24 protein-coding genes and 1 riboswitch are annotated in these 25,103 nt (G+C 54.7%); of the genes, 13 read left to right on the forward strand and 11 right to left on the reverse strand.

Going from position 1 to position 25,103, the window contains the following annotated elements; translation table 11 throughout:
- Positions 1 to 73 precede the first annotated feature (73 nt).
- Positions 74 to 415, reverse strand: a complete 342-nt coding sequence (locus tag FE783_RS06645) for a metal-sensitive transcriptional regulator (RefSeq protein ID WP_138878558.1) — start codon at positions 413 to 415, stop codon at positions 74 to 76.
- 138 nt (positions 416 to 553) lie between these two features.
- A complete protein-coding gene (locus tag FE783_RS06650; protein WP_138878559.1) occupies positions 554 to 979 on the reverse strand; it encodes a hypothetical protein in 426 nt (141 codons plus the stop codon).
- A 190-nt stretch (positions 980 to 1,169) separates the two neighbouring features.
- Positions 1,170 to 1,280: riboswitch (TPP riboswitch) on the forward strand.
- A 98-nt stretch (positions 1,281 to 1,378) separates the two neighbouring features.
- Between FE783_RS06650 and FE783_RS06655 the strand changes: the two genes are divergently transcribed.
- From FE783_RS06655 to thiD, 6 genes are read left to right on the forward strand one after another with little or no spacing between them, the layout of a single operon-like run.
- Entirely contained in the window at positions 1,379 to 2,407 is a 1,029-nt protein-coding gene (locus FE783_RS06655; protein ID WP_138878560.1) for a ThiF family adenylyltransferase, read from the forward strand.
- Between the two features lie 12 nt (positions 2,408 to 2,419).
- A complete protein-coding gene (thiE, locus tag FE783_RS06660; RefSeq protein WP_138878561.1) occupies positions 2,420 to 3,070 on the forward strand; it encodes a thiamine phosphate synthase in 651 nt (216 codons plus the stop codon).
- A 23-nt stretch (positions 3,071 to 3,093) separates the two neighbouring features.
- Positions 3,094 to 3,291, forward strand: a complete 198-nt coding sequence (gene thiS / locus FE783_RS06665) for a sulfur carrier protein ThiS (protein WP_138878562.1) — start codon at positions 3,094 to 3,096, stop codon at positions 3,289 to 3,291.
- A 7-nt stretch (positions 3,292 to 3,298) separates the two neighbouring features.
- On the forward strand, positions 3,299 to 4,093 hold the full coding sequence (locus FE783_RS06670) for a thiazole synthase (RefSeq protein WP_138878563.1): 795 nt from the start codon (positions 3,299 to 3,301) through the stop codon (positions 4,091 to 4,093).
- A 16-nt stretch (positions 4,094 to 4,109) separates the two neighbouring features.
- Positions 4,110 to 5,228, forward strand: a complete 1,119-nt coding sequence (gene thiO, locus FE783_RS06675; protein WP_138878564.1) for a glycine oxidase ThiO — start codon at positions 4,110 to 4,112, stop codon at positions 5,226 to 5,228.
- A 39-nt stretch (positions 5,229 to 5,267) separates the two neighbouring features.
- Positions 5,268 to 6,089, forward strand: coding sequence for a bifunctional hydroxymethylpyrimidine kinase/phosphomethylpyrimidine kinase (gene thiD / locus FE783_RS06680; RefSeq protein ID WP_138878565.1), 822 nt, complete (start codon positions 5,268 to 5,270; stop codon positions 6,087 to 6,089).
- Positions 6,090 to 6,215: 126 nt separating this feature from the next.
- Here thiD and FE783_RS06685 read toward each other — a convergent pair whose 3' ends face one another.
- The 3 genes from FE783_RS06685 to msrA all read right to left on the reverse strand — a co-directional run bounded on the left by FE783_RS06685 (position 6,216) and on the right by msrA (position 11,486).
- Entirely contained in the window at positions 6,216 to 7,811 is a 1,596-nt protein-coding gene (locus FE783_RS06685; protein WP_158301647.1) for a copper amine oxidase N-terminal domain-containing protein, read from the reverse strand.
- A 204-nt stretch (positions 7,812 to 8,015) separates the two neighbouring features.
- Positions 8,016 to 10,262, reverse strand: coding sequence for a heavy metal translocating P-type ATPase (locus tag FE783_RS06690; protein ID WP_138878567.1), 2,247 nt, complete (start codon positions 10,260 to 10,262; stop codon positions 8,016 to 8,018).
- Between the two features lie 255 nt (positions 10,263 to 10,517).
- Positions 10,518 to 11,486, reverse strand: a complete 969-nt coding sequence (gene msrA, locus FE783_RS06695; protein ID WP_138878568.1) for a peptide-methionine (S)-S-oxide reductase MsrA — start codon at positions 11,484 to 11,486, stop codon at positions 10,518 to 10,520.
- A gap of 195 nt (positions 11,487 to 11,681) precedes the next feature.
- On the opposite strand from msrA, the gene FE783_RS06700 reads away from it, so the two are divergent.
- Complete coding sequence (locus FE783_RS06700; RefSeq protein WP_138878569.1) at positions 11,682 to 12,359, forward strand: uracil-DNA glycosylase; 678 nt, start codon at positions 11,682 to 11,684, stop codon at positions 12,357 to 12,359.
- Positions 12,360 to 12,502: 143 nt separating this feature from the next.
- Here FE783_RS06700 and FE783_RS06705 read toward each other — a convergent pair whose 3' ends face one another.
- Positions 12,503 to 15,277, reverse strand: a complete 2,775-nt coding sequence (locus FE783_RS06705) for an FIMAH domain-containing protein (protein ID WP_138878570.1) — start codon at positions 15,275 to 15,277, stop codon at positions 12,503 to 12,505.
- A 255-nt stretch (positions 15,278 to 15,532) separates the two neighbouring features.
- Positions 15,533 to 16,906 (reverse strand): extracellular solute-binding protein, encoded by a 1,374-nt coding sequence (locus FE783_RS06710; RefSeq protein ID WP_138878571.1) that lies wholly within the window; start codon positions 16,904 to 16,906, stop codon positions 15,533 to 15,535.
- Between the two features lie 174 nt (positions 16,907 to 17,080).
- On the opposite strand from FE783_RS06710, the gene FE783_RS06715 reads away from it, so the two are divergent.
- The 5 genes from FE783_RS06715 to FE783_RS06735 all read left to right on the forward strand — a co-directional run bounded on the left by FE783_RS06715 (position 17,081) and on the right by FE783_RS06735 (position 19,459).
- The gene (locus FE783_RS06715) at positions 17,081 to 18,094 is read left to right on the forward strand and encodes an alpha/beta hydrolase family protein (protein WP_138878572.1); all 1,014 of its coding nucleotides are present in this window, start codon (positions 17,081 to 17,083) and stop codon (positions 18,092 to 18,094) included.
- A 90-nt stretch (positions 18,095 to 18,184) separates the two neighbouring features.
- On the forward strand, positions 18,185 to 18,550 hold the full coding sequence (locus FE783_RS06720) for an aminoacyl-tRNA hydrolase (protein ID WP_138878573.1): 366 nt from the start codon (positions 18,185 to 18,187) through the stop codon (positions 18,548 to 18,550).
- Positions 18,551 to 18,563: 13 nt separating this feature from the next.
- Positions 18,564 to 19,022, forward strand: a complete 459-nt coding sequence (locus FE783_RS06725; RefSeq protein WP_138878574.1) for an NUDIX domain-containing protein — start codon at positions 18,564 to 18,566, stop codon at positions 19,020 to 19,022.
- A 13-nt stretch (positions 19,023 to 19,035) separates the two neighbouring features.
- A complete protein-coding gene (locus FE783_RS06730; protein WP_238402894.1) occupies positions 19,036 to 19,236 on the forward strand; it encodes a tautomerase family protein in 201 nt (66 codons plus the stop codon).
- Positions 19,214 to 19,459 carry a P-loop NTPase family protein gene (locus tag FE783_RS06735; RefSeq protein WP_138878575.1) on the forward strand — a complete coding sequence of 82 codons (246 nt, stop codon included), beginning with the start codon at positions 19,214 to 19,216 and terminating at the stop codon, positions 19,457 to 19,459. The genes FE783_RS06730 and FE783_RS06735 overlap by 23 nt, the downstream gene beginning before the upstream one ends.
- Before the next feature lie 349 nt (positions 19,460 to 19,808).
- On the opposite strand, the gene FE783_RS06740 is transcribed toward FE783_RS06735, so the two are convergent.
- From FE783_RS06740 to FE783_RS06755, 4 genes are all read right to left on the reverse strand, one after another.
- Positions 19,809 to 20,885 (reverse strand): Gfo/Idh/MocA family protein, encoded by a 1,077-nt coding sequence (locus tag FE783_RS06740; protein ID WP_138878576.1) that lies wholly within the window; start codon positions 20,883 to 20,885, stop codon positions 19,809 to 19,811.
- A gap of 147 nt (positions 20,886 to 21,032) precedes the next feature.
- On the reverse strand, positions 21,033 to 21,926 hold the full coding sequence (locus FE783_RS06745) for an AraC family transcriptional regulator (protein ID WP_138878577.1): 894 nt from the start codon (positions 21,924 to 21,926) through the stop codon (positions 21,033 to 21,035).
- Between the two features lie 241 nt (positions 21,927 to 22,167).
- On the reverse strand, positions 22,168 to 22,593 hold the full coding sequence (locus FE783_RS06750) for an NUDIX hydrolase (protein WP_138878578.1): 426 nt from the start codon (positions 22,591 to 22,593) through the stop codon (positions 22,168 to 22,170).
- A 15-nt stretch (positions 22,594 to 22,608) separates the two neighbouring features.
- Positions 22,609 to 23,979 carry an aldehyde dehydrogenase gene (locus FE783_RS06755; RefSeq protein WP_138878579.1) on the reverse strand — a complete coding sequence of 457 codons (1,371 nt, stop codon included), beginning with the start codon at positions 23,977 to 23,979 and terminating at the stop codon, positions 22,609 to 22,611.
- A 92-nt stretch (positions 23,980 to 24,071) separates the two neighbouring features.
- Here FE783_RS06755 and FE783_RS06760 point away from each other — a divergent pair, with 92 nt between their 5' ends.
- Entirely contained in the window at positions 24,072 to 25,088 is a 1,017-nt protein-coding gene (locus FE783_RS06760; protein WP_138878580.1) for a LacI family DNA-binding transcriptional regulator, read from the forward strand.
- Positions 25,089 to 25,103 lie beyond the last annotated feature (15 nt).

Genomic DNA, 25,103 nt, shown 5'->3' on the forward strand with positions numbered 1-25,103 from the left:
AACCAATGAAAAACCCGCCTCCTTATCGGATAGCGGGTTTGACCGGCAACGGGAAATGGATATCCCGGAATGATTATTTCATTAACTTGTTAACGGTAACGAGCAGCTCTTCGATTATATCCTGATCGCCTTCCCGGATCCGGTCCACTACGCACGATTTCAGATGACCCTCGAGCAGCAGCTTGCCTACGCCGTTTAACGCAGCTTGGATCGCCGCAATCTGGTTCAGCACATCGTCGCAATATGTGTCTTTTTCGATAAGCCCCTTCACGCCGCGAATTTGGCCCTCGATCCGGTTAAGCCGGCTGGTCAAATTGCTCTTAAGCTTGTCGGAATGATGGCTCTTCCGGCCATCCGCCCCGTCCGTATGGCAGCACGCGTCGTCCGCCGGTTGTATCGTCGATTTCTCGTTCATGGAATTCGACCTCCTTCTACTCGTATGATACCCTCCCCCCGTACCTTCGTCAAGTGGGGGCCTTTAGGACAAGCTTATGCCGCTGAATTAGGATAGTTTCACTGGACTTGGTCGCTCATAGAAGCAATGAATGGAAAGCTAAAATTGCCTGTTCGTCTCCTTCCCTACCAGCTTCTCATTTATGAATTCCAACCGGATTTTGGGTCGGTCTACAAGGTATATGGGTTTAAGCTTGAACTTTCCGACATATTTATAAATCTCGTACTTCTTGGGCCCGAGAAGCTCACCTAATCTCTCCTTATATTTCTTTGTTGCCTCTTCTCCCATAATTGCTTGATATTGCTTTAATCCTTCAGTGTAGTCGTCTCTAACGCTCTCATGCGTCAGTCTGCCCTCCTTCCCTACGATCTGTATGACTTCCTCTAATGTCATACCGATTTCGATCGCGTCATATTGCTCTTCCGTCATTGGAGGATATTCAATGAATTCCAGTTGCATCGCGCCGATAATGAAGATCGCAAAAAGGAATAAAGTCAAAATGCAATAGCCAATAAATCTAATCATACTATGTCCCTTCATTGTTGGAATATGCTGGAACACTTATACGGGACATAATCGGAAAAGTTGCAATAGAAAGGGAAACCCGCTTGCAGATGACGCAAACCGGCACTGCCGGATCGAGCCCTCAGGCAACGTGCCTCGAATCATTGACAAACAACCGGGATCATTGTAATGTGAAGAATGAACGAAATCGAACGATCACTGGGGGTGCCCGTTACGCGGGCTGAGATGAAGGAAGCGACCTTCGGACCCTTCGAACCTGATCTGGAGCTATGCCAGCGTAGGGAAGTGGTGCAGCAATCCGATACTTGACCTTATTCGATCGAGCGTCGAACGTGCACCGCCCTTACGGGGCGGTTTTTTCATTTTTTATCCGAATGTAAGGGAGGTTGATGCGCCGTTATGCATGCGGACGAAACGTCAAGCCGGTATTCCCGGCAAATGCTGTTCAAGCCGATCGGACCGGACGGTCAGCGGAAGCTGGCCGAGCGGGCCGTGCTGATCGTCGGCATGGGGGCGCTCGGCACCGTCCTCGCCAACCATATGGTGCGCGCCGGTGTCGGCACGGTCCGGTTCGTCGACCGCGATTACGTCGAGGCCAGCAATTTGCAGCGGCAAATGCTGTACGACGAAGAAGATGCGGCCCAGTCGATCCCGAAAGCGGTGGCGGCCCGCCGGCGGCTTGCCAAAATCAACTCCGGCGTCAAGCTGGAAGAAATCGTGGCCGATGTGACTCCGGACAACGTCGACCAGTTGCTGGAAGGCATCGATCTCGTCCTCGACGGGACGGACAACTTTCAAACCCGCTATTTAATGAACGACGCCTGCTTCAAGCACGGCATTCCATTCGTCTATGGAGGTGCGGTCGCTTCGCGGGGAATGAGCGCCATCTTCGTACCGCGAGAGACGGCGTGCCTGCGCTGTCTTATCCAACCGGCGGAAGGCACCGGGGAAACGTGCGATACGATCGGCGTCATCGCCCCTATCGTCGACATCGTAGCGTCTTATCAAGCGGTGGAGGCGCTGAAATACTTGGTCGGCGATACCGCGGCACGAAGGAAAAGTCTCGTCACGCTCGACGTATGGCACAATCATTATTATGAGATGAAGCTTCCCCCCTCCCGCCCGGATTGTCCCGTATGCAGCGGCAGCCATTATCCGGCGCTGGAACGGAATGGGCCGCTCGACGATTTCACTTCGCTGTGCGGGCGGGAAACGATCCAGATCCGTGCCCGCGCTTCGTTCGATCTGGCCTATTGGCGCGAGAAGCTCGAAGCGGTCGCTACGGTCCAAGCGAATCCGTTTCTGCTGAAAGCGGCGCTACCCGAAGGAGAACGCCTCGTCCTGTTCCCCGACGGAAGGGCGCTCATTCAAGGCACCGAAGACCCTGTCCGGGCCAAAACGCTTTACGCCCGGTATATCGGACTATAGGAGGATGAACCGATGAAAGATTTCAAGCTGTATGCGATAACGGGCGAACAGTTTCACCCCGGCCGGCCGATGCTCGAGGTGATGGAGGAAGCGATTCGCGGCGGCTGTGACATCATCCAGCTGCGCGACAAGAAAAGCGCCAAGCGCGATGTGCTGGAGAAGGCCAAAGCGCTCCGTGAGCTGACCAGGCGGTACGGCGTGACATTTATCGTCAACGACCATATCGATATCGCATTGGCCGTAGATGCCGACGGTATTCACCTCGGACAAGACGATCTTCCGCTCGCCGACGCCCGCAAAATCGTCGGGAATAAAATAATCGGAATTTCCACTCACGCCATCGAAGAAGCGCGCCAAGCCGAGATCGACGGAGCGGACTATATCGGCGTCGGTCCCGTATTTCCGACGAAAAGCAAGGAAGATGTCGTAGCACCGGTTACTACCGCCTACGTCCGCCAGGTAGCGCAGGAGATCCGCATCCCGTTCGTGGCGATCGGGGGCATCAAGCTGCATAACGTCGATCAAGTGCTCGAAGCGGGAGCGACGCGCATATGCGCCATCAGCGAAATTATCGGAAGCTCCGACATTCAAGCAACATGCCGATCGTTCCTGGCCAAAATCCAAGCAGCCTCCGAACAGTCGGGTTCCCGGCCGTCGAGGTAACGCATATCCGGAGGCAATCGCTCATGAATATTATCGTCAACGGACAACCCCGCACGTTCGAGTCCGGCTCGGTGTACGATTTGCTTTGTTCCTACGGATTGGAGCAAAAAATGGTCGTCGTCGAAATCGAAGGCGCGATCGTACCGAAAGAAGCATGGGAATCTACGGAGCTGCGGGACGGACTAAACATAGAGCTCGTCCATTTTGTCGGAGGAGGCTGAACAAGCTATGCAACACGATCAACTCGTTATCGGCGGTACGTCGCTCACTTCCCGGTTTTTCCTCGGAACGGGCCGGTACCCGAATCCTTTCGTGCAAAACGCGGCGATCGAAGCGTCGGGCGCTCAAGTGCTGACGTTCGCCATTCGGCGCATTAATCTGGAAGCGCCGGAGGAAGACGCGATTTTGCAGCATTTCGAAGGCAAATCGTTCACGTATTTGCCGAATACGTCCGGCGCCCGCACGGCCGACGAAGCGATTCGGATCGCGAGACTCGCGCGAGCTTCGGGCATCGGCAATTGGATCAAGGTGGAGATTAGCGCCAACGAGAAGACGCTCTTGCCCGACCCGATCGAAACGTTGAAGGCGACGGAAAAGCTCGCCTCCGAAGGATTTGTCGTATTGCCTTATACGTCCGACGATCCCATCTTGTGCAAACGGCTTGAAGAGGCCGGTGCGGCTGCGGTCATGCCGGGAGGAGCCCCGATCGGAACCGGGCTGGGCATCTTGAACCCGTACAATATCGGATTGATTGTCGAAGAGGCTTCCGTTCCGATTATCGTCGATGCGGGACTCGGCTCGGCGCAAGATGTCGTGCAAGCAATGGAGCTGGGCGTCGACGGAATTCTGATGAATACGCCGGTTGCGAAAGCGAAAGATCCGGTACGCATGGCACTCGCGATGAAGCTAGCCATCGAGGCAGGCCGCCTCTCCTACTTGGCCGGCCGCATACCGAAGAAGCGGTACGCCTCCGCCAGCAGCGGGCTGGAGCAGTTTATTTCGAATCCTCAAACTCAATCATAAGAAAGCTGGTCTTATCATGACACAACGCGTACTGGTGCTTGGCGGCGGCGTCATCGGCTTGTCCTGCGCATTCGAGCTTAAGAACCGCGGGTTCGCCGTCACGGTGCTGGAACAGGGCAAGTGCGGCGGGCAAGCTTCGGGTGCAGCGGCCGGGATGCTTGCCCCATACTCCGAAAACGTGGAAGAGCCGGATCCTTTTTTCCGGCTTTGCTTGCAAAGTTTACGCTTGTATCCCGAATGGCAGCTTGCCGTCAAGGAAGCTTCGGGCCTCGACTTCGAATATTCGGCAACCGGTAGCTTGTATGTCATGTACCATGAGGCCGACGTTCTCGCGATGAAGTCGCGCAAGCTATGGCAGGACGAGTACGGCGCCGCAAGCGAGCTGCTGGACGCGGCCGAGCTGCGGAAGCTGGAGCCGCTCGTGGCGTCCGAAGCGATCGGAGCGCTGCGCTATCCCGGCGAGTCGCACGTTTACGCGCCGGGGTATGTCAAAGCGCTCGAAGAGGCTTGCAGACGAATGGGCGTCGACATCCGCGAAGGGCTCGGCGGGATCGACATCGTCAGGTGGCATGACGGAGCAGAGGTACGGTCCGCATCGACCGCGCAAACGTACCGCGGCGACACCCTCGTCGTGGCAAACGGCGCATGGGCAGGGCTCATGGAATCCATATTCGGCATGACGATCCCCGTTTACCCGATACGCGGCCAAATCTGTGCCTACGAAACGCCGGACATGCCGGTTCGCCACATGGTATTTTGCAGCCAAGGCTATGTGGTTGGCAAACGGAACGGGACGCTCGTCTGCGGCGCATCCGAAGATATTGCCGGCTTCGATACAACTGTGACCAGGCGAGGGATCGCCCGGCTGGAAAACTGGAACGGCAAGCTGTTTCCGTTCCTCGGCGGCATGCGCCCGTTTCACGAATGGGCCGGACTTCGTCCCGCCACCCAGGACGGCTTCCCTCTGCTCGGTGCACTCGCCCGCTCTAATTCCGTTATGTTCGCAGCCGGCCATTACCGCAACGGCATCCTGCTCAGCCCGGTCACCGCGCACGTCATTGCCGACCTGCTGGAAGGACGCAGTACGAGCGGACTGCCGCTCGACCTGTTCAATCCCGAACGATTCAGCCAATAACCAGCCGTCGCATCGATATTTCGGTAAGGAGGAAACCGCATGACCTCATTCAAAGCGATCACGATCGCCGGATCGGATTCCGGCGGCGGAGCGGGCATTCAAGCCGACCTGAAGACGTTTCAAGAGCTCGGCGTATTCGGAACGAGTGCCATTACCGCCATCACGGCCCAAAATACATTAGGCGTTCAAGGAGTATATCCTCTTCCGCTGGAAGCGATCGCTCAGCAAATCGATTCCGTGCTTTCCGATATCGGGACGGATGCGGTGAAAACCGGGATGTTGTTCTCGGCGGAAATCATTACGCTGGTAGCCGAGAAGCTGAACCGATACGGTCCGTACCCGTTAGTCGTCGACCCCGTCATGATCGCCAAAGGCGGTGCCGCGCTGCTGCAGGCGGAGGCGGTGGAAGCTTTGCGCCGCCATCTGCTGCCGATCGCCACCGTCGTCACCCCCAATGTACCGGAAGCTTGCGCGATACTCGGCACCGGGGATATTCACAATGTGGAGCAAATGATCGAAGCGGCCCGCCAGCTTCATGCACTGGGTCCGCGTTACGTGTTCTTGAAGGGCGGCCACCTGGACGGAGACGAAGCCGTCGACGTACTGTTCGACGGAACGGAGGCAGCCTTGTACCGATCGCCGCGAATCCGGACGAAGCATACGCATGGAACCGGCTGTACGACCGCTTCCGCCATTGCCGCCGGGCTGGCGAAAGGACTTCCGATGGCCGAGGCGGTTGCCGAAGCGAAACGGTTTATTACCGCCGCCATCAGCTCTTCCTTGGCGATCGGTCAAGGTATCGGCCCGACCAACCATGCCGCCCTGCGGCTGCAGGCGCAAAGAGCGGACTTTTTGTCGTAATCGGGAGTGACTCCACCATTCGGACGACTACATGCAAAAGTGCATGTAGATTTACGCCACACAAAAAACCTCCATCGCCACTTCACAGTGGATTTGGAGGTTTTTGTCGTTCATCTTATGGAGCCATCAATAATCAAGCGAGATGCCGATCACGTTCTCCTCTTCGTCGTACCAGGCATAGGCGCCGAGCCATTCGGCTACGGACAGGCAAGGGACATACACAACATCGTTATGGACGCGGACGGTGCCTTCCATCTCGAACAGCTCCCCGTCCACATCGGCTTCCTTGCTGCCGACCGTGAGCTTGATAACCGTCCCCCACTCATCCGTCAAGGTAACTTTATCCCCGTCCTGCTGGACGTCGGCATACAGATAATCGGCGAGCAGCCAGAGCGGCGCATAGGGGGTCTCGTCTTCGAGATAAGCGCCGGTCAGGTCCTTCGCATCCTTATTCTCGACCGGTATGTAGAATACGTCCTCTTCCTCCGGTTGACTAAGCTGCGTTCCCAGCAATTGCCCGAGCAAGGAGGCCGGGTCCACGATTTCAGCGAGCTCGTATCGCGTACTGTCTTTCCCGAAAATTAACGATTTCGGTCCCGTCTTCAGTTCGTCGGCGGCGACAGCTTTGTTCCGATCCCAATTCTCGCTCTGCAATTTCAATTGCACGGCCGCAATGCCTCCATTATCTGCCACTTGCGGACTGATCGTCACGTCCACATCCGATTTCCGCAGGTTGAAGGAACGATCGAAATACAGCTTCGTGTTGACATACGTTTTATCGTTAAGTATTGCCTTCATCGAGCTATCTTCCGCTTTACCCAGACTGTCAATGCCGATTATGCCGATAAATAGCAGCTCCTTGAGCGTCGTATGGATGATGTCGATAGCCAGTTCCCGGTCCTCGGCCGCATCGATGATGCTTTCCAAGAAACCGTTCGGTGCCCTCGATAAATAGGGCGCTCCGTCCGTCAAACCTTCATTTTTGAGATGAGGCTTGACGATCGGCCACAGCACATCGTACAGCTGACCGATCAATTGCTTGAAGCTCGCGTCGTCTTTCGTCATATTGCGCAAAAACGATTTGAGCAGTGGAATCATTTCCGTACCGTTCAAGCTTGTTTCGAGCTTAAACACTGGAAGCTGCTCGCCATGAATCGTTTCGTTCGTCGACGACACTTGAATATTTTTTGGATTCGGCAAATTGTTGACGATAAAAGATGCAATCGATTTATCGATGCCCTTCTCCTTGTATTTCTTCAGAAATTGCTCGCGCACATCGTTAATCGCAAGATCCGCTTCTTCTGAGCCGGCCATGCCGTTCAAGCCGTACGGCAGCACGATCGTTTGGGAGGCACCTTCGATCTGCATTACGATTTGATCCGGCTTCGCGAACAGGTGGAACGGAATACTTCCTTTCGAGAGCGTCAGTTTCCCATTGACGGACATTCGCTCCAAGCTCTCCATCTTGATTTGCTGGAGCTCCAGCTTTGCGTCGTTCAACAGCTCGATCATCGCTTTCGTGCGTTCGTCAGGCTGCTTATTCGGATCCAGCTTGAAATGGAGCGATATGCTGGTGCTCTCCTGCAAGGAAGTCGTATCCAGCCCGTTCAGCAGAGCCCGATTCAAATCGAGTCCTCCGAGCGACTGACAGCCGACGACGACAAGCAGAACTACGAGTATAAGCCACTTCCCATACGTTCCGAACTTTTGTTTCTTAATCATGTTCATCTCCCGACATCAAATTTTGGGGGTGAGTGCTTCTATCCGCAGGACGACGATTATCGATCTAGGCCGTCTATCCTGCATATCGATACATTCTCTGACAAATCGACTTTTCCTGCTGGAGCCTCCCTTTTTACCGCAAATTTTTCATATATTTGTCATTTCTGAAAAACAAAAAAAGGACCAGCCTCTAAAGGCCGGCCCTCATATCGCCCGGTGCAGACGAAGTGCGTTACAGACGACGGAAATCGAGCTTAACGTCATCGCCGTCCCGGCCATCCACGGCTCGAGTACTCCCGTCGCCGCGAACGGTATCGCCAACACGTTATAAATAAGAGCGAACAGCAAATTTTGCCTTATATTCGCGATCGTCTTGCGGCCGATCCGGACCGACTCCGCCACGCCGGTCAAATTGCGCTTGAGCAGCGTAACATCGGCCGCTTCGATCGCCATATCCGTACCCGAACCGACGGCGATCCCGATATCGGCGGCACCGAGAGCGGCCGCATCGTTCAAGCCGTCGCCGACCATGGCGACCTTGCGGCCGCTCTGCTGAAGCTTGCGCACGATCGCCACTTTTCCTTCCGGCAGCACGTTGGCGTACACTTGCCGGATCCCCATCTCGGCTGCGATCGCTTTCGCCGTCCGTTCATTGTCGCCGGTCATCATGATAACGTCGAGGCCGAGGCGGCCGAGCCGTTTGACCGCTTCCTTCGAAGTTTGCGGAATACTGTCCTGCAGGGCGAGAAATCCGGCATACCGGCCGTCTATCGCGGCGAACAGGACGGACATCCGCTTCGCCTCCAGCTTCCCGATTCTCTCCGGATCTTCGAGTGCGGCGATGCCCTGCTGCTGCAGCAGCTGTCTCGTACCGACGTATATTTCGCGGCCATCCGCCAACGCTTTGACACCGTACCCGGGAATCGCTTCAAAAAGCGTCGCCTGCGGAACGTCCAACCCTTCTCGAACGGCGGCCGCTACGATAGCCTGGGAGAGCGGATGCTCGGAGCTCCACTCGGCCGCCGCGGCCATTCGAAGCAGGTCCTCCCGCGTTCCGGATCCGGTGCTCAGCTCGATCAGTTTCGGCTTCCCGTCCGTAATCGTGCCGGTTTTATCGAGAATGACGGTATCGATCCGGTGCATCTGCTCCAAATGCCGGCCTTCCTTGAACAGGATGCCTTGCTGAGCCGCTCTGCCCGTTCCGACCAGCACGGAAGTCGGCGTAGCAAGACCGATCGCGCATGGACATGCGATGACGAGCACGGAAATGGCACGCAGGAGGGCCATCGACTCGTCGGCGGATTCGGCCAAATACCACCAGTAGGCGAACGTTGCGGCAGCGAGCGCGACGATGACCGGGACGAACACGGAGGCGATACGGTCGGCCACCCTTTGGATCGACGGCTTGGAGCTTTGGGCTTCTTCCAGCAGACGAACCATCTTTGCGACCGTCGATTGGTCACCGACCGCCATCGCATAGACGCGAAGCGCTCCCGTCTTGTTGATCGTCCCGGCTATGACCAGATCCCCCGCCCGCTTGTCGGCCGGAGCCGTCTCCCCGGTAACGGCAGCTTCGTCAATTATGGAGCTTCCGGCAATTACTCTGCCGTCCACGGGTATTTTCTCCCCCGGCCGGATCAGGACCGTATCTCCCGCCTTCACCTGTTCGAGCGGCACTTGATTTTCTCCGGAGGCGGTTTGCAGCGTTACCGTCTTCGCCTGAAGCTCGTGCAGACGGCGGATCGCCGTCAATGTCCGCTTCTTCGCGAGCGCCTCCAGCCATTTGCCCAAATGCACGATGGTAATGATCATGGCGCTGGTCTCGTAATATAGCGGAACGTGCCCTTCGTGACCGGTCGTCCCATGCATCGCTCCATGTCCCGAGGCGGTCGTAACGGTCAAATAATGGCTGTAGAAAAAAGCGACAGACGTGCTTAGCGCGATGAGTACGTCCATATTCGCGGTTCGGCCGCGCAGCGCGCGATAGGCGCCGACATAAAACTGCATGCCTAACCAAAACTGGACCGGAGCGGCCATCGCGAACTGAAACCACGGGTCCATAAACAGCTCCGGCATCCATACGCCGGACGTGAACGACCAATGGCCGAACATCGTCCATAACAGCGGCAGCGTGAAGAGCGCGGACAGCAGAAACCGGTTCCGCAGCCGGTTCCGCTCCTCGTCCCCGTCCCGTCCGTTGCCGCCTTCCTCTTTCCCTATCGGCTGCATGCCGTATCCGAGCTGGCGCACCTTCTCGCCGATTTGCGGTATGCCGACCTTTTGCCGGTCGAACGCTACGGACATGCGCTCCATGGCCAAATTGACCGCTACGCCGTCAATTCCATCCATGCGGCCCAGCGACTTCTCGATCCGTGCGGCGCAGGCTGCGCAAGTCATGCCGGTCACCTTGAACGTGGAACGTTCCAATGATAGCGGTGGGGTGCCGCTCATCGTCATCACCTCGATCTTGACAAGCGTTACACCTCATGTATATGGATTTCATACCCGTTTCATGCTGGCTCGATCGGGCCGATTTCGAAGCGTTCGCGACGGATTAGCATATGGCAGGGGGTGAATGCGGGTGGGATCGGGGTTCGTGTCCGAGGTTCGGGGTTCGGATCGGTGGTTCATTACGAAATAACAACTGTTGCTTTCAACCAAAATAAGAGGCGGGAAAGATTCTTATGTTCTCCCCCGCCCCTATATTTACTTATCGAACAAGGAGCGGAACCGGCCTAAGCCCTCCTCCTCCAGCTTATCCTTCGGAACGAACCGGAGCGCTGCCGAGTTGATGCAGTACCGCAGACCGGTAGGCTGCGGGCCATCCTCGAATACGTGTCCGAGATGCGAATCGGCATCCTTGCTCCGCACTTCCGTCCGGATCATGTTATGGCTGACGTCCACGTGCTCGGTAACTTGTTCGCCTTCGAGCGGCTTCGTGAACGACGGCCAGCCGCAACCCGAATCGAATTTGTCCAGCGAGCTGAAGAGCGGTTCGCCCGATACGATATCGACGTAAACGCCCTCTTCCTTATGGTCCCAGAACGGGTTGCGAAACGGAGGCTCGGTTCCGTTGTTTTGCGTTACTTCGAACTGGATCGGCGTCAGGCGGCTTCTCAGCTGCTCCTCGCGCGAGCTGTCCTTCCAATGCCTTTTCAGAAAATCAGCACGCCCGGAGCCGACATAATACGCCTGGTATCGGACCGGGTTCGTTTTGTAATAGCCTTGATGGTAATCTTCGGCCGGGTAGAAAGGCTTGGCGTCCAAGATCGGAGTGACGATCGGTTTGCGGAATACGCCGCTTTCGCCCAAACGTCGCTTCGATTGCTCGGCAATTCGCCGCTGCTCTTCGCTATGAACGAAAATTGCCGTCGTATACGAATGGCCCCGGTCCGCGAACTGACCTCCCGCGTCCGTCGGATCGATTTGCTGCCAATACAGATCGACCAGCTTCTCGTAAGAAAAAACTTCAGGATCGAACGTAATCTGCACCGCTTCTATATGTCCCGTCGTATCCGAGCACACTTGCTCGTAGGTCGGGTTCGCCACGTGGCCTCCGGTATAACCCGACTCGACCTTCACGATTCCCGGCTGTTTATCGAACGGCTTCACCATGCACCAGAAACAGCCGCCGGCAAAAGTAGCCCGCTCGTATCGTTCATTTTGCGCGCTCATCGGATCACTCCTTTTCTAATGTTTTCATGCGGTACTGCGGTTGAATCCCATTATACCATTTCGGCGCCCGAAAGAAAGCAAAGCGGATGGAGCAAGAGGCCCTGCTGCAATCCGAGAACCGATATGCTGTCATGCTGCCGCGATTCTATGATAAAATACTAGAAAACATACATACACGGGAGAGAACGAACCCTCATGGCCGTCCAATTGCAAAACGACTGGGCTCCGCTGCTGGAGCCGGAATTCGCCAAACCTTACTATTCGGAGCTGCGCGGCTTTCTTGCTAACGAATACCGCAGCCGTCACGTCTACCCTGATATGCACGACATTTATTCGGCGCTGCACTTGACCGGATACGATCAGACGAAGGTCGTCATCCTCGGTCAAGACCCGTATCACGGTCCGGGACAAGCGCACGGGCTCAGCTTCTCCGTCAAACCGGGCGTTCCCGCTCCGCCGTCTTTGCAAAACATTTTCAAAGAGCTGCACGACGATTTGGGCTGCTATATCCCGAACAACGGCCATCTCGTCAAATGGGCCGAGCAGGGCGTGCTGCTGCTCAACACCGTACTGACAGTCCAGGCGCATAACGCCAACTCGCATCGCGGCAAAGGCTGGGAGTCGTTCACCGACCGCGTCATCGCGCTGTTGAACGAGCGGGAGAAGCCGGTCGTATTCATCCTGTGGGGCAGTCCGGCCCAGCAAAAAATGCAGCATATCGATACGAAGCGGCACTTCATTATCCGTTCCGTACACCCGAGCCCCTTGTCGTCATACCGGGGATTTTTCGGCAGCCGCCCGTTCTCGAAAGCAAACGGCTTTCTGCGGGAACGCGGTCTAGGCGAGATCGATTGGCAAATTCCGAATTTGTAAATCCCACAAAGTGGAGCCTTTCTTCGACGCTTATTCCAATTACTTAGCGGGGAGCCCGGAATTTATAAACTCACAAATGAACTAAAAACCCGTCACGGCATCGAACCGATGCATGACGGGTTTTGGTTTTGCAGGTCAAATCGTCAATTCCGCTCCCACTTCGCCATCAACGTTCTGATCTGCTGATCCAGAGGCCACTTGACTGTCGCCGGGATGGACGAATCGAAAGCCTTGTTATGAAGATGCTTCAAAAAGTCTTGCAAATGCTTCATCGCTTGGTCCCGATGTCCAGTATCATGCTGGTGCACCGCCTGGCGCAGCGAATTCGTCAGCTGCGAGCGTACCGGAACCGATAATTGTTCGTTTTGGCCGGCCCGCTCCAGGAAACCCGCGATCGTCTGCTCATCCGCCGGCAGCGTATATTTCCATAAAGTCGCATCGTTTGCCATGTAGAGGTTGCCGTACAAATCTTGCGTCAAATAATTGCCCGCTCCGCTTTTGATCGTCACGAACTCCATCGTTTCCGGCTTGATCATGAAAAACGTCTTTTGCCGGTTCGTTCCATATACGTTGCCGTCCGTTCCCAGCTCCAGGAAAGCGTCTACCCAAACCGTAAACGAGCCGTAGCGTCCCAATTTGGCCGCTTTATAGACGATTTGCCGGGTATTCGGATCGAATTTGAAAATATGGTCCTCGGCAACTCCCCAAATCATGCCGTCCGGTCCGGCCAGCAATCCGCTGACGACTTTGCGTCCGGGGACCGGGGTCATTTCGAACACTTTCGTATTCGTCGCCGTATCGAATACAAACAGCTTGCCTTCCGATTCCGTCGGTCCGCTCGTGCCGAGCCCACCGAAAATCGTCGTCCCGCCGTAGACATAGCCGTCCTTGTAAACGAGTGATACGACACCTTGATTATGCACGATATCTTTAAACACTTGAGTTTTCCGCGCTGCGACGTCATGGACGGTCAATGCCCCGCTGTGGGAACCGTAATCGGGCACCGATCCGATGTACAGCTTGCCGAGCGTTTCCGCGCTGACGATCGCGAACGGACGATCTTGCCCATCCTTGACCATCTCGGCTATTCTTCTCGGATTCGCGGCCGACCAAGGAACTGCCGGATCGTATTCATATACTCTTGCGTTACCGTATGTTCCGATGTACAGCTTGTTATTCAAGCTCGCTACCGATTCGACCTGGCCGAATTCCTGAATGTCCGTGAACGTTCCGTCCTGAGGCCGGTACGAATTAAACCCGCTTGCCCCCAAGTAACCTCCGATGTAAATGTTCCCGTCAAATCCGGTATGCAAGCTTTGGATGATGATGGGAGCTCCGTAATTATCGACCTTCGAAGTAGACAACGTTCCGGACTGCATGTTGTAATACATAATTTGCCCTTTTTCTCCGGAAGCGATCAACGTATAGCCCGGCCGCTGCGGATCGTCCAATTGAACGAACTTGGCATCCTGGAAATTGAACGCTCTTGCCGAAGCGTTCGCGAATACGTCGGTAAACGTGCGAGTGGAAACATTGTACGATCGAAGAATTTGTCCGCCGAAATATACGTTGTTCGAGTCGCCCGGCAGTAACGCCACGCTTTTCGAGCCAAGCCCCAAATTTGCGGCCGGATCGTAATATTCGACGGTTTCCGAAGCAGTATCGATAATGAGCAAATGATCGGGCTTGCTCAGCCGAATAAACAGCTTGCCGAGGCCGTACCCCATGTTGAAAACCGAATCGTAGGCGGTATAGTTGTTCGGCAGCAGCCGCTCCAGCAGCTCCGTCTTGTTCCCAGTGTCGAGATCGATTCGGACAAGTCTAGGCGTCTCTCTTCCCAGCCCGGCATAAAGCGCATTCCGGACGGGATCATACGCCAAGGAATCCACATAATTTTGATCGGAATGAGCCTTTCCGAGGTCGTTGACCCGGTTTGCGACGGGATCGTATTCATACACGTGGGCGTTCGGATACGTCCCCATATACATTTTGCCGTCCACACCGGCCGCCATCGAGAAAATATGCGTCTCCTGGCCCAAACGGCCGAGGTCGGTCAGAGCGGCGCTGCCGGGAATATACTTGTACAGGCGACCGTTGGAATTCGTGCCTATGTAGATCGTTCCGTCGCTTGCCGCCTTTAACGCCCATGCTCCGGTCGCGCCCGGCACCGGAATCGTTTTGATCACCTTGGCGGTCGACATGTCGGTGACTGCAAATACAGTAGTGCCGCCCGCCCCCATAACTACCGAGTAGGCCACGTCCTTGCCTTGCTCTTTGCCGATCGCGCTACCTTGATTAATGAAATTGACGATAGGCTGCCCCAAGTTGTCGAAAGTGCCGATCGGATTCACCTCCACTTTCACATCGTCGATGTAACCGGCTCCCAAATCCGCCGACGAGGAGTATAGCAATACGGATGCGGTTACAGCCTCCGCCGGGGCAATTCCGGATACGCTTCCCCTGGTCCAACCGCCGCCCGTCGGATCTATGGCTGCAAGCGTATTCGATATGCGGGTACCGGCTTGATTGAAAAATTGCAAATAGATAGCCAGCTTGCCCCGTTCCACCATAAACATGGCTGAAGCCGAATAGCCGGTTCCGCCTGTGACGGGAAATTTGTCGCTATCCACCCCGAGTGCGGCAGTCGCGGAATTGTCATTTAAATAAAGGCTGTAGTCTCCGCTATATTTCGCCGTATTTGAAATTCCGTACGTGACCGCCGCCACCCCGACTCCGTACGTTTGTTTCCAGCCCGGAATGACCCCGCCGGCCGCAGGCTGTTCGAATCCGGGATTGGCGATCGCAAGTACCGTCGGATTCGTGCTTTCCGCGCCGGTTTCCCCGGCCACAACGACGAGACCGAGCAAAAAGACAAGGGAGCCTATTAAAAAGCTTTTTGTTTTCTTAAATGAAATCATATTGCCACACCTTTCTTCCGTTTTCTCGCTTCATTGACGTTTAAGCGCTTTCATAACATGCGTTTCGGAACCCTCCTTTTCAAAATGCCGCTTCGAAATTGCCAATTCCAACAAGAGCCGCCTTTCCTACTTTTATTTCACATCTAACTCATATTAATAATATTTATGAACTAATAATGTGTCAATATGAATTTGTCTGTAATTACAAAAAAAATCGGGACGCCGGCCAGCGGCCATCATCCCGATTGCGAAAATTTACAGCACCGTTTCGATACGATCGCACAACGCCGGTTCGTCGACGATATCCGACCAATACAATTTCAGCTCCCGATGAAGCTTGTCCAGCTCATCCGCCGACAGTCCCAGATCGGCAAGCATTCGGAAGGTCGGGATGATTTCCCGGTACATATTGAACCGGGACGGACGGTAAACGTTCTCCTCCCCGATCCATTCCGCCGCTTTCTTCAAGCCGGGAATGGACAGCGTATGCTTGCGCATATGCAGCTGCGCCTCCTCCGACGTCAGGAAGCGGACGAGCGCCTTGGCCGCCTCTTTTTTCTTCGAACGCCGATTTACCGCGAGCCCGATCGCGAGCATGATCGTTCTTTGCTCGTCAAGATGGGGGACCGGAGCAATTTCAAAAGGAAAGCCGGCTTTGCGCAAATGATTCAATTTGAAGTAGGTGGTCATGACGACGGACACTTTCTCCTCGAGGAACAACGTCTCCGTCCCGAGATCGTGCTCTTCCATGTACAGAGGAAAAAGTCCCCGGTTGGCGACGACCGATTTGCATTCGCGGATCGCCTCCAGCAGCTTCGTTCCGCCCAGCTTCAGCTTCCCGTCGGCACCCCGTTCGAATTTCGCCCCGCTTTGCAGCAAAAACACCGGCCAACGGTGCTCGGACAAATGGTTGAAGTAAAGTCCGTACCGGCCGGGAAGCTCGGTCAATTGCGAGGCGGCGTTAACGAGATCGCTCCAGCTCCAGCCGCTATCCGGCTCGGGCAGTCCCTTGCCCACGAAATGATCCCGGTTATAGCACAAAATAACCGGTGAAAAAGCAAAGGGGCTGGCATAAAGAACGCCTTCCCGCGAAAACGGGTTCATCAGGAACGGGTATGTTCCCGGATACGCAGCCGCCGGCTCCAATAGATCAAGCTGTCCCCGCTCCGCATAGAGCTGTATTTCGGTCTCCCGGATCGTAGCCACGTCGAGCATGCCGTTGTTCATGTAATCTTTTACAATATCGTTATAGTTCAAATTGGACAGCCTCACCGGAACCACTTTGATATGAGGATGCTTGGCTTCAAACATACGCAGCAATTGGCTCAAGTCGGCGATTCGCTCCATGCTGAGATGGCAGCCGAACGTAATCGTTACGCATTCCGACGGCGGCAGCCCTGCTACCATATTGCCTATCTTCGGTTTCTTGACGAGGATTCCTTCCTCAACAAGCTCCTCCAACCCTTTTCTCACCGAATTGATGCTTAACGAAAACGTTTCGACCAGCTGCGCTTCCGCCGGAATATATTCTCCGACCTTATATTTGCCGGAGGCGATTTCATGTCTCAGCGACTTGACCATATGGTCCAATCGATCCTTGAATGTCGTACGGCTCTGCTTCTGTTTCATATCGCGCCACTTCCACTTTCCATATGAGTTAACAAGTTCGATCGTACAATATGATAGCACATCGAGCGGAAAATAAATATGGAGGCCGGCAATCCGGAGATGACCCTAACTATTTTTTCCGTGGTCAATCGCGTCGCGTTGTGCTATGTTTTCTTCTATTAAGGAGATGATGGAATGAAGGCAGGACGTATCATTCGCGAGCTGCGGGATCGATCGAGGCCTGAGCCGTTCGGGACCGAATCCGAGCGCAGTATCGTGATAAGTATTTATTATCCGATCGAAGCCGAGCCCGTGTCCGAGTCCGCTCGAACGATCGGCTATGCCGACTTATTCGCTCCGGCAGCGGACAAAGCGCTTCGGACTTTATCCGGAATGGGAGTCGATCCCGACCATCTGAAACAAATGGAGTCGGGAATCATTCCGGATGCTTCTCCGAAGCGAACATTGGCACGTTTACCGGTTATGCTGTATAGCCCTGCGTATGGCGTCGTGAAAGATATGTACAACTATAACATATTGCAGCTTGTAAACGACGGGTTTATCGTTGTGGCGGTCGGATCGACACATGAATCGATATTTACCGTATTCCCGGACGGAAGGTTCTTACCGCAAGCAAATGAAGTATCTTCCATTCGCAATGACGATTTCGCCAAATGGAACGAATTGCTGAATGCCCGTACGGCTGACTTGCGCTTCGTCCTTAACGAGCTGGAGCGGTTGAACCGGATCGAAGAATCCGCTTGCAGCTGCGAATTGCAAAGCTTATTCGACATGTCCCGGATCGGCGTCGTCGGCCATTCTCTCGGTGGCGCCGCTGCCGTCGCCGTACTTCGGAATGATCCGCGCATTCGCTGCGCCGTATTGATGGACCCGAGCTTCCATCTGATCCCCGAACTTGATGGCGGACCGATCACGAAGCCGGTGCTTCTTATGCGTCAGCAGCTTATTTCGCGGGACGAGCTTCAGGGCCGGATGTCCGCCGAGCTGCTCGAGCCCTTTATAACCGGATACGAAAAGCTCGCTTCCTCGCTGTCCGGCCTCCGCTCTATCGTAAGCATCCCCGGTACCGGCCATATGTCTTTTTGCGACGTACCGCTTCATTTCAATGAAGCCGATGCCGAAACGAATCATGCTGCCATCAATCGGACGATGTCCGTCTTTATGTCGGCTTTGTACGGCCAAGATTGACGGGAAGCAGACTTGACAAAATTACACAGGCTCCATAATATGGTATAAATTACGGTGTGTGTACGATTGGAATGGAAAGGAGACAACGCCGTGACCGAGGAAATCGTTCAATATTATGTCGTGAACCGCGAGCTGTCCATGTCCCCCGGTAAAATGGCGGCACAAGCCGCCCATGCCGCAACGGTGGCTGCGATCGATTTATTGAGAGGGGACGATTCCCGCTTCCCTTCCCCCGAGTTTTTGCAATGGTTCGCGGAATGGTACCGCGGCGGGATGAAGAAAATTGTATTGAAAGGTACGACCGGAAATTTGGAAAAGCTGACCGAACACGGCTTCTACCCGATTCATGACGGAGGGCTTACGGAAATCCCGTCGGGCTCGCTCACCGTCGTCTGCCTCCCGCCGATGCCCAAATCCAAGGCGCAAGCTTATGTGAAAGGCTTAAGTTTATGTTGAAGGAGCTCATCTCATGAAACCGATTCGAAATTCCGCTAAAGCGGTCATTGTACGCGACGGCATGGTATTGCTGACGAAAAACAAAGATCGGGACGGTTATTTTTACTTGTTTCCCGGGGGCGGTCAGGAAGCCGGAGAAAGCTTGAATGCGGCGGTCGTCCGCGAGTGTCTGGAAGAAATCGGGCAGCAAGTGGAAGTGGGCGAACTGCTTCATGTGAGGGAGTATATCGGGAAACATCACGAGTTTGCACAATGGGATGCCGACATTCATCAAGTGGAATTTTACTTTCGGTGCGAACTCGTTTCGACGAACATCTCGGGATTTAACGGCAGCAACCCCGATCCCGACCAAGTCGGCGCGGAATGGATCGACATAGCCCGGCTGCATAAAATCCGGGTATACCCTCAGACGCTGAGCGGCATGATGGAGGCCGGAACGAACGGACCTTGTTACATTGGCGATGTGAACTGAATGGAGGCTATGGATGATGCCGTATATTAATCTGCAAATTACTAAAGGGGCTACCCGGGAGCAGAAGAAGCAAATCGTAGAACAATTTACCGCTACGCTGGTAAACGTGCTGGGGAAGAAACCCGAGCATACGCACATCGTCATCCTAGAAATCGAGGACGAGAACTGGGGATTTGCCGGTATACTGACGGATGACTTTCGCAAACAAAAATGAATGCGGACAACTTTCACACTCTACGCAGGGTGATCGTCATCGGCTGCGCCGGATCCGGGAAATCGACCTTGCCTTCCTCAAATGGATTTGGCATTTCCGGAAGCGCAACCGGCCGAAGCTGCTGGACAAGCTGGAGCGAATCCGGCATAGTCAGGACGTAGTCGTGTTCCGGACTCCGCGCGAGGTTCGTGCTTATTTGAAGGCTGTTGATGCTTCTCCATGAAGAATTAGACCAAAGTACAGAATTCCGGCGTAATCGCCTCGGTTTACACTAGCGAATCGGACTAGCGAACTGCATTTTACTATTTGTGAACTTCAATTCGCTAATTCAGGCCTAAATAGCGATTGGCGATAAATAATGAACCAAATTTTATTATTAGCAAACATAAGTTCAGTAATAGTAACATCAGGTTCAGTATTGGCGGCAACCGGTACTAAATGGGCCTAACAGCGCAATGAAGTTCACTGTTAACGAACTTAGGTACATATTAACGGAAAGTCCGGCGGCATCGCGCAGCATCCGAATGAAGAAGAAGCCTCCGCCCGGTTCCGGGACGAAGGCTTCTTGTACATTAACCGTTCGCGTAAATATGCGGGTTTTGACGACGGCATTCTTCCATGACCGCCATTTGCTGACGTACTTGCTGCGGCGTGATTTCGAGAGGCGCTCCGGTCGTAAGCGTTTTGTGCAGCATGTTGTAAACCGATGCCGTGTTCTGGTCGAACATCGTGAGCCCTTCCGTCGCTTCGAACTGCCACGAATCTTCGTACCAGGTCAGCTTCTCGCTGCAATAAGCGGGTTCGCCGTTGGCGTTGAACAGAGGCGTCCGGATCAGCTCTTGAACCGGCGCTTCTTCCGGCTTGAAATATTTCCATTGCAGCTTGCTCGTGTTGCCCGTCAAGCCGCCGTTCGTTCCTTGTACCGTGAACTGGGGTCTCGAGTAGGCGGAGCAGGACGAAATTTCCAAGTCGATCGTCGGACGGCCTTGTCCGCGCATAATGATTTTGACATAGTCTTCGGCGTCGCCGAACGTATTGGCACGGTCCATAATACAAGTGATTTGCGGCATAATGTCCGTTCCGAACAATTGCAGCGCTTGGTCGACCGGATGCGGGCCCGTATTCAGCAGGTTGCCCCCGTTGTTCGATTGCAGCGTCTGCCAGTCCCAGCGGCGGGCAAAGCCGTTGTTCGTGAAGTCAACCTGTACGACCCGGCCGAGTACGCCGGATTCGATAATTTCGCGAATTTTCACAAATGCCGGCATATAGCGGGATTGTTGGAAAACGGCGAGCACTTTGCCGTTTTTCTCCGCGGCCGCGATCAGTTGATCCACTTCGTCCGGCGATTTGGCCAGCGGCTTCTCGCACAATACGTTGACGCCTTTATTCAACAGGTCCAGCGAGATCGGGAAGTGCAAATCGCTAGGGGACGCGTTTACGACAAGATCAAGCTGTTCGTTTGCAACCATTTCTTCGTAAGTCGCGTATGCTTTGCAGCCATATTCGCTCTCAGCGCGGGTGCGGCGTTCTTCCAAGCCGTCGGCGATCGCCGTAATTTTGTACTTGTCTCCCAAACGGACCAACAAATTGCCGTGAATGTTCCGGCCGCTTCGGCCTTGACCGATAATACCCACCTTTAAGATGCTCATTCGTTTCGACTCCTTTAGTATCCTTGTAGTTGCTGTTGTAGGTTCTGATTTTCTCGGAAAACGTGAACAAACCGCTACACACGTCTAAATATACCGTGTAACGGTTGTTGTCGCTTGCACTATTTTTATGATTCCGTTGATTTATTTTTAGTTATTGAGCGTCGACTTTTTGTAGTCCGTAGGCGTCATGCCCGTCCGCTTCTTGAACGTCCGGATAAAATGGCTCAGATGGCGGAAGCCGACCTGAAAACAAATTTGCGTCATCGTATGGGCGCCGATCCGGATCAGCTCCTTGGCCCGTTCGATGCGGACCTCGTGCATATATTCGACGAACGTCTGGCCTGTCGCTTTCTTGAACAGATGACTGAAGTAGGCCGGCGTCATATTGGCGATGACCGCGCCCTGCTCGAGCGGAATATCCTGCCCGTAATTTTCGTGAATATAGCGGACCACGTCTTGGAACTGATGCTGCTGGGAGCGCTGTCCGGCGGCCATCTGACGCTGCCGTTCCGTTTTGCGGAATTCCCTGTCGATCAGAATGAGCAGCTTGACGACGTTAATCTGCACCGAGAATTCGTAGCCTTCTTCCCTGTCCTCGACTTCCTCCTGAATATCCTCCAGCAGCTGCTCGACCAGAAGCTGCTTGTCTTGGGAAATGTGCAGCCATGGCTGAAGCCATTCGGAGGCGGTGCCCGTCTTCTCGTATTCGACGACGTGCTGGAACAACGACCTTGAAAACGGCTTCAAATGGTCCCCGAGAAAAGCCGGCATGAAATCAAGCAGCACGAACTCGAATTCTTTGTCATCGATCGTATTGAGGCAATGCGCCCGCCACGGCGGAATGATGAATAGATCGCCTTTGCCGACGGTAAGCGTTTTATCGCAAAAATGATGCATGCCTACTCCCCGGACGACATAGGCAATTTGAATGTAATCGTGCATATGGAGCTTTTGAATCATCTTGCTTCCCTTATGCCGAATGAACTTGAACTGGAAATCGTCCGACAGTTGATCCTTGAAACGCAGCACATGCGCGCTCATGACGTTCCTCCCGTGATACGGCAGTTAGTAAGGAACTTTAACGGAATTTCGCCCTGACTGACGAACGGCGCTTTGTGGACCGGCAAGTCCCGGTCGTCAGAGAGCAGGTACGTTATTCCGTTAAAGTTCCTAAGTCGCGTAAAGCATGCCGCATCTCATTTATAGTCTATTACAAATCGGGTGGGCAGACAACCGAAGGCACGGACGGAGCGTGTCCATAAATAGTCTTTAATTAAAACGTTTACTTCAAATATTCAAGAACTTTGGCGATGAGCGGCGGATAAATCGACGGATACGTCAGCCTGGACGGTATCTCTTCGACCCATTCGACCTCGGCGATCTCGTAAGGCGGCAGCGGGCCGATTTCTTCGATCTCCGCGTAATACAGCATCCCGAAGCTTTCCGGGCGGTCATCGTGAATGACCGAGTAAACCGATAAGGGCGTCAGCTTGCAGCGCAGCGTTCCGGTTTCTTCGAACAGCTCCCGGTGCGCCGCTTCCTCCGGTGTCTCCCCCGATTCGATGCGTCCTCCGGCAAACTCCCACGTATCCCGCTCGGCGTGACGCGAAACGAGCCATTTCCCGTCTTTTCTTGGAAAGATGGAGACGTATTCGAGCTCACCTTCCCACTTTTGTCCCGGTTCGTAAATTTTCCCCTTCATGCTCATCTTCCTTTCCCCTCCTTACTTCATAAATCTGCGCATGAAGCGATAGCCGATCTTGGACGTTGGATAGCGGAACGGGATATCGAAGGCGGTCGTCTGCTTCAGTACGCTCTTGTAATGGGAAAAAGCACGGAAGCCGAATTCCCCGTGATAGCTGCCCGTCCCGCTATCGCCGACGCCGCCGAACGGCAAATATGGGTTAGCCAGATGGAGCAGCGTATCGTTGATGCAGCCTCCCCCGAACGAAACCCGCGACAATACGCGCTGCTGGACGGTGCGGTCCTCGGCGAACAAATACAACGCCAGCGGCTTCGGCTTGTCCAGCACGAACCGGATCGCTTCGTCGAGATCGCCATATTCGAGTACCGGCAATATCGGTCCGAATATTTCCTCGCGCATGACCCGGGCTTCCGGCTGCACATTCTCCATGACCGTCGGCGCGATTCGCATCAGCAGCGGGTCCGTTTCGCCCCCGATTACGATCGTCCCTTCCTGCATATATCGTTTCAACCGGACGAAATGCCGCTCGTTCACGATTTTCGTTATATTCGGATTGCGGACAGGGGTTTTGCCGAAGAACCGTTCGATTTCGTGCCGCATCCGGTCGAGCAGCTCCTGCTTCACATCCCGGTGTACGAGCAAATAATCGGGGGCGACGCACGTTTGTCCGCCGTTCGTAAATTTTCCGTAGACGATTCTTCTCGCGGCCAGCTTCAGGTCGGCATCGCGGTGTACGATGCACGGGCTTTTGCCGCCCAGCTCCAGCGTCACGGGAATGAGCTTCTTCGCCGCAGCTTCGGCCACGATCTGACCGACGTGCGTACTTCCCGTGAAGAACATGCAGTCGAACGGCTGTTCCAGCAGCTCTGCGTTGACGTCCGGACCTCCCTCCACGACCGCGATGTACCGGGGTTCGAAGTTATCCCGCACCAATGCGGCTATAAGAGCCGATACGGTCGGCGTTAACTCGGAAGGCTTCAGTACAGCCGTATTTCCCGCCGCCATAGCCGCAATCAGCGGAGCGAATGTGAGATTGACGGGATAGTTCCAAGGCGAGATGATCAGCGCCGTGCCGTACGGCTCCGGCATAATGAAGCTTTTGCCGCCTACCGCGAACCCCGGCTTCACCTTCTTAGGCTTGGCCCATCGATTCGCATGCTTCAGGGCGAACCCGATCTCGTGCAATACAATGCCGATTTCCGTGCCGTACGATTCCGCTTTCGGTTTGTTCAGATCGGCATGGAGCGCTTCGTATATACGATCTTCGGCCCCTCGTATCGTTTCCCGCAGCTTCTGCAGCATATCGAGACGGAAGCGGACGTCTTTCGTAATCCCGCTGTCGAAGTATTGTTTTTGGCGCTCTACGAGCTCGCCGGCGGACATGTCCATGCGTGCCGCTCCTTTCCGGGTACAAGGAAGTCTTGCCCCTGCTTCTATAATTCACTACAATATGTAGAGACAAACAAACGAAGGACGGTCCTATGATTACGATTTACGATATCGCGAAGCGGGCGAACGTGTCGGCGATGACGGTGTCCCGGGTCATCAACAACTCCGGCCGGATCAGCGCGGGTACCCGGGAAAAAGTGAAACGGATTATGGAAGAGCTGAACTATATTCCGAATTCGACGGCTCGCAGCCTGGTGAAGCAGGAAACGAAAATGCTGTCTCTGCTTATTACCGACATCACCAACCCGTTCTTCACTACGCTCGCCAGAGGCGCGGAGGATGCCGCCCATCAGTTCGGCTACAAGCTGTTGTTCGGCAACAGCGACGAGAAGCTGTCCAAGGAAAAAGAATACGTGGACATGGTGCTGTCCACCCGCGTCGACGGGCTGCTGTTCGCCCCGGCTTCGGACGCTTCCGCCGAGCACCTCGCGATGCTGAATGTGCACCGGATTCCTTTCGTCCTCGTGGACCGTGAAGTTCCTGGCGTGGAAGCGGACATGGTTCTCGGAGAAAACCGCGCGGGCGCAGCCTCGCTTACGGAATACCTCGTCTCGCTCGGCCATACGCGAATCGCGCTCGTGAACGGCCTCGGCACCGTATCCACCGCCAGGGAACGCCATGCCGGTTATCGCGAAGCGCTGGAACGTCACCGAATTCCGTACGATGAATCGATCATACTGGAATATGGCTACAACCGTTTCGACGACCTGGATCAACTGGACCGGATCCTTCGTATGCCCGATCCGCCCACCGCCATATTCGCCGCCAATAATATGCTGGCCGTCAGCATTATCGGCTACTTGCGGGACAAAGGGATCGGCGTTCCCGAGCATATGTCCGTCGTCTGCTTCGAGGACGTGGGCATGGCTTCGAAGCTGGACCCGTTCCTGACGGTCGCGGTACAGCCGGCTTATGAGTTCGGCTATCGGGGCATTCGGCTCCTGATCGAACGAATTCGCAGTAAAGATGAAATGGAACGGCGGGTCATCCGGCTACCTTCGGATATGATTGTCCGCAAGTCGGCCGGGGCTCCGCCGGATCGATTATAAATCATTCGCACAAGA

Source organism: Paenibacillus mesophilus, from assembly GCF_005938385.1.
Classification (GTDB): domain Bacteria; phylum Bacillota; class Bacilli; order Paenibacillales; family NBRC-103111; genus Paenibacillus_AB; species Paenibacillus_AB mesophilus.

Coding starts and splice junctions, on each gene's coding strand:
- FE783_RS06735 (WP_138878575.1), top strand. CDS start 19,214: ATGACTTTCGCAAACAAAAATGAATGCGGACAACTTTCACACTCTACG.
- thiE (WP_138878561.1), top strand. CDS start 2,420: ATGAAAGATTTCAAGCTGTATGCGATAACGGGCGAACAGTTTCACCCC.
- FE783_RS06700 (WP_138878569.1), top strand. CDS start 11,682: ATGGCCGTCCAATTGCAAAACGACTGGGCTCCGCTGCTGGAGCCGGAA.
- FE783_RS06725 (WP_138878574.1), top strand. CDS start 18,564: ATGAAACCGATTCGAAATTCCGCTAAAGCGGTCATTGTACGCGACGGC.
- thiO (WP_138878564.1), top strand. CDS start 4,110: ATGACACAACGCGTACTGGTGCTTGGCGGCGGCGTCATCGGCTTGTCC.
- FE783_RS06670 (WP_138878563.1), top strand. CDS start 3,299: ATGCAACACGATCAACTCGTTATCGGCGGTACGTCGCTCACTTCCCGG.
- thiD (WP_138878565.1), top strand. CDS start 5,268: ATGACCTCATTCAAAGCGATCACGATCGCCGGATCGGATTCCGGCGGC.
- FE783_RS06755 (WP_138878579.1), bottom strand. CDS start 23,979: ATGGACATGTCCGCCGGCGAGCTCGTAGAGCGCCAAAAACAATACTTC.
- FE783_RS06705 (WP_138878570.1), bottom strand. CDS start 15,277: ATGATTTCATTTAAGAAAACAAAAAGCTTTTTAATAGGCTCCCTTGTC.
- FE783_RS06710 (WP_138878571.1), bottom strand. CDS start 16,906: ATGAAACAGAAGCAGAGCCGTACGACATTCAAGGATCGATTGGACCAT.
- FE783_RS06760 (WP_138878580.1), top strand. CDS start 24,072: ATGATTACGATTTACGATATCGCGAAGCGGGCGAACGTGTCGGCGATG.
- FE783_RS06750 (WP_138878578.1), bottom strand. CDS start 22,593: ATGAGCATGAAGGGGAAAATTTACGAACCGGGACAAAAGTGGGAAGGT.
- FE783_RS06715 (WP_138878572.1), top strand. CDS start 17,081: ATGAAGGCAGGACGTATCATTCGCGAGCTGCGGGATCGATCGAGGCCT.
- FE783_RS06685 (WP_158301647.1), bottom strand. CDS start 7,811: ATGATTAAGAAACAAAAGTTCGGAACGTATGGGAAGTGGCTTATACTC.
- FE783_RS06730 (WP_238402894.1), top strand. CDS start 19,036: ATGATGCCGTATATTAATCTGCAAATTACTAAAGGGGCTACCCGGGAG.
- FE783_RS06650 (WP_138878559.1), bottom strand. CDS start 979: ATGATTAGATTTATTGGCTATTGCATTTTGACTTTATTCCTTTTTGCG.
- thiS (WP_138878562.1), top strand. CDS start 3,094: ATGAATATTATCGTCAACGGACAACCCCGCACGTTCGAGTCCGGCTCG.
- FE783_RS06655 (WP_138878560.1), top strand. CDS start 1,379: ATGCATGCGGACGAAACGTCAAGCCGGTATTCCCGGCAAATGCTGTTC.
- FE783_RS06690 (WP_138878567.1), bottom strand. CDS start 10,262: ATGAGCGGCACCCCACCGCTATCATTGGAACGTTCCACGTTCAAGGTG.
- FE783_RS06745 (WP_138878577.1), bottom strand. CDS start 21,926: ATGAGCGCGCATGTGCTGCGTTTCAAGGATCAACTGTCGGACGATTTC.
- FE783_RS06740 (WP_138878576.1), bottom strand. CDS start 20,885: ATGAGCATCTTAAAGGTGGGTATTATCGGTCAAGGCCGAAGCGGCCGG.
- msrA (WP_138878568.1), bottom strand. CDS start 11,486: ATGAGCGCGCAAAATGAACGATACGAGCGGGCTACTTTTGCCGGCGGC.
- FE783_RS06645 (WP_138878558.1), bottom strand. CDS start 415: ATGAACGAGAAATCGACGATACAACCGGCGGACGACGCGTGCTGCCAT.